This window comes from Bacteroides sp. An19 (assembly GCF_002160215.1).
Classification (GTDB): Bacteria; Bacteroidota; Bacteroidia; order Bacteroidales; family Bacteroidaceae; genus Phocaeicola; species Phocaeicola intestinalis.
The window spans coordinates 1-697 of sequence record NZ_NFKD01000150.1; the positions used below are offsets into that span (position 1 = coordinate 1).

Here is a 697-nt window from a genome sequence, read left to right on the forward strand (position 1 = left end):
ACACCACCATCAAGACAGCTTATGATTTGGGCGCAAGCTTGAAGAAAATAGGCAAAGTGGAAGTATATCCTAATAATCTGACTAACTGTGCTGTAAATAAGGAATATGTTCCGACTTATTCAACTTCATCTGTTGATGCCAATGCCGTTTACGACTATTGGTTGACTTTTGAACAATCTGCAGACAATCTGAAAGCTGTTCAGCTGTATGGCGCAGAAATCGTTAACGATGGACACTCTTTCAGATATACAAGAGACACAGGTGTAAACAATTCTGTTAAATTGGTCTACAACTATATTTTGATGGACGGAACTGTAGTAGAGGGTGATAAAGCGCCTATATTTACTGCATTGATGCGCGAAGAAATGGCTACAGAACATACTGTAACATTAGAACGCCTGAATGTTCCGATGGATGCAAAATACATTGATGGAAAAGACAACAAAGAATTGACTTGGATTGATAATTGGATTTGGAGTAATAACGGCGAAAAAGTATTTGCGTTGAATACTGAAGCATACTCTTTGACTGAATTGCTTAACGGAATGAGTGATGTAGAAAAAGCAGTATGGAATAGTGCAATTGCAAACAACTCCGTGAAACTGACCGTTATTGGTGGTGAAGGTGACAATAACCAAGATAATGACAATGACGATATGGGTCACAATGTCCGTTATTCTGTTGACACAAAGAACAA

1 pseudogene is annotated in these 697 nt (G+C 38.3%); it reads left to right on the forward strand.

The annotated features are described in order from the left end of the window. Nucleotides 1-697, forward strand: a pseudogene (locus B5F25_RS22085) (hypothetical protein); the annotation flags it as partial.